Raw genomic sequence first — 4,167 nt, forward strand, 5'->3', positions numbered from 1 at the left:
ACATATACCTTTGTGTCATTGGGGATTGGGAATTGGGAATTGGGGATTGGGGATTGGGCATTGGGGATTGGGGATTGGGCATTGGGAATTGGGAAGTGGGGATTGGGCATGGGGAATTGGGGATTGGTGAGATTAGTTGCCTGTCATCTCTACTAGTCAGTATATCGGCGAGGTGTATAAAGCCAGACATTACCATCACTACGTCTGATTGTGCGAGTTTTCGTTGAACCGATGAGAATAATTGTTCGCATATCGGCTGCTGTTGGTGTTAGCTGCTCAAGCGCGATCGCCTTAACTGTCTGTCCTGATCTGCCAAGATTCCTTGCCAGCACTACTGGTGTATCTGGTGTTCGATAGTGCAGCAAAATATTTATCGCTTGTGCTAATTGCCAAGTACGCTCTTTGGAAACAGGATTATAGAAGGCAATTACAAAATCAGCTTGGGCAGCAGCGGCAATTCGTTGTTCAATAATAGACCAAGGTTTCAAGATGTCTGAGAGGGAAATAGCACAGAAGTCATGCCCAAGGGGAGCACCGATGGCCGCCGCCGCCGCTTGCATGGCTGAGATGCCGGGTGCAACCTGAATGTCGATACTGTCCCATTCGGGTTTAGCATCGCGATCAAGTACTTCAAAAACTGCTGTTGCCATTGCATAGATACCGGGGTCGCCAGAGGAAACCACCGCTACATATCGCCCCGCTGCTGCCAAATCAAGCGCCATCCTGGCCCGTGCTTCTTCTTCGCGATTGTCAGATTCATGTCGTTGCTTGCCATCACCCAGAGAACCAACTAAATCTAGGTAAGTTTTGTAACCCACTAGGTCAGTTGCTGATTTGAGTATTTCTTTTACTTGGGGAGACATCCACTGTGATGCACCAGGGCCCGTGCCAATAATCGCTAACCGCCCGCGTGGCTGACCGATGGTGCTGGGGTCAATTGGTTCGGGAGCAATGGCGATCGCAATGTGGGGAGAAACAGAGAGGGGCAGAGTGGGGGATGTACCTGTGGCGGCGATCGCTGCTGCTTGGGCAAGGCTATAACCTTGTGATAGGGAGCTTTTTAGTTGATTCGGGGTGAAAAAGCGAGTAGGCACTCCCAAGGCGCTAGCAACGGCATGGATGGCTGGGTCGGTAGCGGTGCTGATGGGTGCAAATATCCCTGCGACGGATGCGGGCGCAAGTTCGGCATCAACTAGTAACTGCTGCACTAAAGCTATTGCTTCATTTTCATAGCCAATGATGTCGCTGATGGCGATCGCTATTGTTGCTGGATGATAAACTAAGCAGCTGGATGTAGGAGTCACCAAGCGTTCTGTAATCTGAATGGTCAAATCTCCGTTGGGGTCAATGGGTAGTTGACTATTGCTCAACCAAGGCGCTGTACCCTCTAGCTTCAGTTGCGCTCCAGCTAACAAATCTGAGATAAATTTCTTCGCATCATCTGAGTTGGCTAAATGGTATCCAGGGGGAGGCGACAACAGTGCTGTGCGAAAACGCAAGTCGCCTGTGGTTGTGATTGCGGGTTTAACATCCAGTACCTCGGCAATGCGGCGTGCTAAGTCGTTTAGCCCATTGAGTCCACCCAAAAGGGGAACAACAGCACTACCATCCTCAGCTACAGCTAGCACAGGCGGTTCCTGTCGTTTATCTGAGAGCATGGGAGCTAGGGTTCTAATTAGAATACCAGTGGCACAAATACCAATCAGCGGCGTTCCCTCAGCAAATAACTCTCGCAGGGTCTCGCCAAAGTTCGTGAAGCTGACATCAACCCCAGATGTGCGACCCGCTAAACCGTATAGTGTCGCTCCTGGTAGGACGCTGATCATTTTGCGTGCTACTGCCACACTGTTTTGACCTAATACTACAATGGCGGGTGCTATCTTTGTCATCATAAAGAGTTATTAAACTTGATAGATATACTTGTTGACATCCTCCTCAGCCTCAAGTCGTGGGGATTCCAATCTAATCAAACAGAGTTAACTGTATGAATTCTTGGCGGGTTGACGCTTCACAGGATGCTGCTAGCTTTGCGATAGTCTGACGCTTTCCTCCACGTCCGTTTTGAGTTTCCGAATGTCCTCCGGCAACTTTAATATTAACTGCGGCGTTTACTTTCTCTCCAGTGCTGAGGGTTGCAAAGGTGGTTATCCCTAAGTCCATACCAACAGCATTGTCTAGTTGTGGCAAGGGTGATGATTGAATCTCTACCACAAAGCTCACAAAATACCGCCCTGCTGCATCCTTAATATTCTTGAAGTTAACGGGGAAGGCGACCACGTTCACTTACTGGTTGAGTACCCCAGGGCAAACGCATCTTAATGAGCTTGACAAAATATGACTTATGTGATTTTAAAAAGCTCGCCCCACAGATAGGGCGATCGCAAAAGAATACGATGGCGCAAGGTGATATCCTCAAAAATGATTTGGAAAAAAGTATAAAACTGTAGCATCAAAAAGTGAAGCTGAAGCCCAAAATTACAGTTGCAGACTACTTTGCTGATTTGTCAGATCTAAGAGTAGAGCGCACCAAACAGCATGAGTTAATTGATCTCATCACCATCGCCATTTGTGCAGTCATTTGTGGAGCAGATAATTGGGTAGCAATAGAGATTTACGGTTATGCAAAGCGAAAGTTGTTACAACAGTTTTTAAAATTACCAAATGGCATACCTTCCCATGATACTTTTGCCAGAGTGTTTGCCCGGATTGATCCCGAACAGTTTCAACAGTGTTTTCTCAATTGGATAAAATATTATAGGTTTAAGTAATAAGATTAGCGATCGCCCTTTATAAGTTATATCTCGAAAGCAATCGAATGGTATTGGACGAATTCGTTTGCAGGGAAAAACCCTCACCGCCTATAAATTTGCCTAAATTAGATGCGTTTGCCCTGAATTATACGCCAGGGCAAACGCATCTAAAGTACTCTTGATCACGACCGATATTAAGAACCAACGAAAAAATCTTTCCTTTCGCGTTTGATTATTTTTAAAGCCCCAAAGCGATGCCTGCGGCGGGCTACGCCAACGCCTAAATTTTTCGCAATAAGCAAGAGCTAATGATATTATTTTTAAGTCTATTGAGAATAGACTTTGTTTATTGACATGATGCGGCCGCCCTGGATTACTATATCTGCTCGAGTAATTTTGTAAATTATAGATAATCAGTAATTAGTAATTAGAAATAAACTCTGAAACCTCTGTACAAATTACATTTCCAAATCCTCTTAATATCTCTAAAATAAAGGTAGTTAGAGAAAACGGGTGTCATTTGACCAGCTTGACCCATATATATAATATGCGAATAATTACGTATGAATTACTCGTCAGCGCGACAATATTTTTACCAAGAGATTCAGCAGCCTGACGAGCATATTGACCTTGCAAAAGCAGCTTTGTATATTGCACAGGAAGAATATCCCAATCTAGACCCAGAGGAATACATCAACGCTCTCGATAGAATGGCAATAGAGCTACAAGAACGCTTGCCTACCTCACGATATCCTCTGCGGATAATTCAAAGTATTAATCAGTATCTCTACAATGAATTGGGATTTGCTGGTAATGAAAAGTACTACTCTGACCCACGTAACAGCTTTTTCAATGATGTGATTGACCGCCGAGTGGGAATTCCGATTACATTGGCATTGGTTTATATGGAGGTCGCTCGCAGAGTTAACTTCTCAATGGTGGGTGTAGGGATGCCAGGACATTTCTTAATCCGCCCAAATATTCCAGATATAGAGATTTTTGTTGATGCCTTCAATGGTGGTGAAATAATGTTTGCACAAGATTGCCAGGAAAAGCTTTCTCAAATTTATCAGCAACCCATGACGCTGCAACCAGGATTTTTAGCAGTAGTCAGTCATCGGCACTTCTTGGCAAGGATGCTAACAAATCTGAAATATATTTACCTTAGACAACAAGAGTTAGAAAAAACTTTAGCAGCAGTTGAACGAATTTTATTGCTGTTTCCCGGCGTGTCCCTAGAAATACGCGATCGCGGTCTTCTGTGCTATCAACTCGGTCATTACTCCCAAGCTGTAGATGACTTACAAAGTTATCTAGTAAAGATTCCTGATGCTGAGGATGCATCTGTGATTCGGCAGTTACTTTCTAAGTTGGGTAAAGACGGTTAAGAGACTGGGGATGGGGGATGGGGGATGGG

Annotated in this window: 3 protein-coding genes and 1 pseudogene; 2 read left to right on the forward strand and 2 right to left on the reverse strand. The window is 45.0% G+C overall.

Going from position 1 to position 4,167, the window contains the following annotated elements:
* Nucleotides 1-152 precede the first annotated feature (152 nt).
* Nucleotides 153-1,892, reverse strand: a complete 1,740-nt coding sequence (gene cobJ / locus IQ246_RS29025; RefSeq protein ID WP_194006745.1) for a precorrin-3B C(17)-methyltransferase — start codon at nt 1,890-1,892, stop codon at nt 153-155.
* A 70-nt stretch (nt 1,893-1,962) separates the two neighbouring features.
* Nucleotides 1,963-2,283 carry a hypothetical protein gene (locus tag IQ246_RS30050; RefSeq protein ID WP_208492351.1) on the reverse strand — a complete coding sequence of 107 codons (321 nt, stop codon included), beginning with the start codon at nt 2,281-2,283 and terminating at the stop codon, nt 1,963-1,965.
* A gap of 173 nt (nt 2,284-2,456) precedes the next feature.
* On the opposite strand from IQ246_RS30050, the pseudogene IQ246_RS29035 reads away from it, so the two are divergent.
* Nucleotides 2,457-2,750, forward strand: a pseudogene (locus IQ246_RS29035) (ISAs1 family transposase); the annotation flags it as partial.
* Nucleotides 2,751-3,313: 563 nt separating this feature from the next.
* Nucleotides 3,314-4,138, forward strand: a complete 825-nt coding sequence (locus IQ246_RS29040) for a SirB1 family protein (RefSeq protein WP_194006746.1) — start codon at nt 3,314-3,316, stop codon at nt 4,136-4,138.
* The last annotated feature ends 29 nt before the right edge of the window (nt 4,139-4,167 follow it).

Source organism: aff. Roholtiella sp. LEGE 12411, from assembly GCF_015206995.1.
GTDB lineage: Bacteria > Cyanobacteriota > Cyanobacteriia > Cyanobacteriales > Nostocaceae > Komarekiella.

Coding starts and splice junctions, on each gene's coding strand:
- cobJ (WP_194006745.1), bottom strand. CDS start 1,892: ATGATGACAAAGATAGCACCCGCCATTGTAGTATTAGGTCAAAACAGT.
- IQ246_RS29040 (WP_194006746.1), top strand. CDS start 3,314: ATGAATTACTCGTCAGCGCGACAATATTTTTACCAAGAGATTCAGCAG.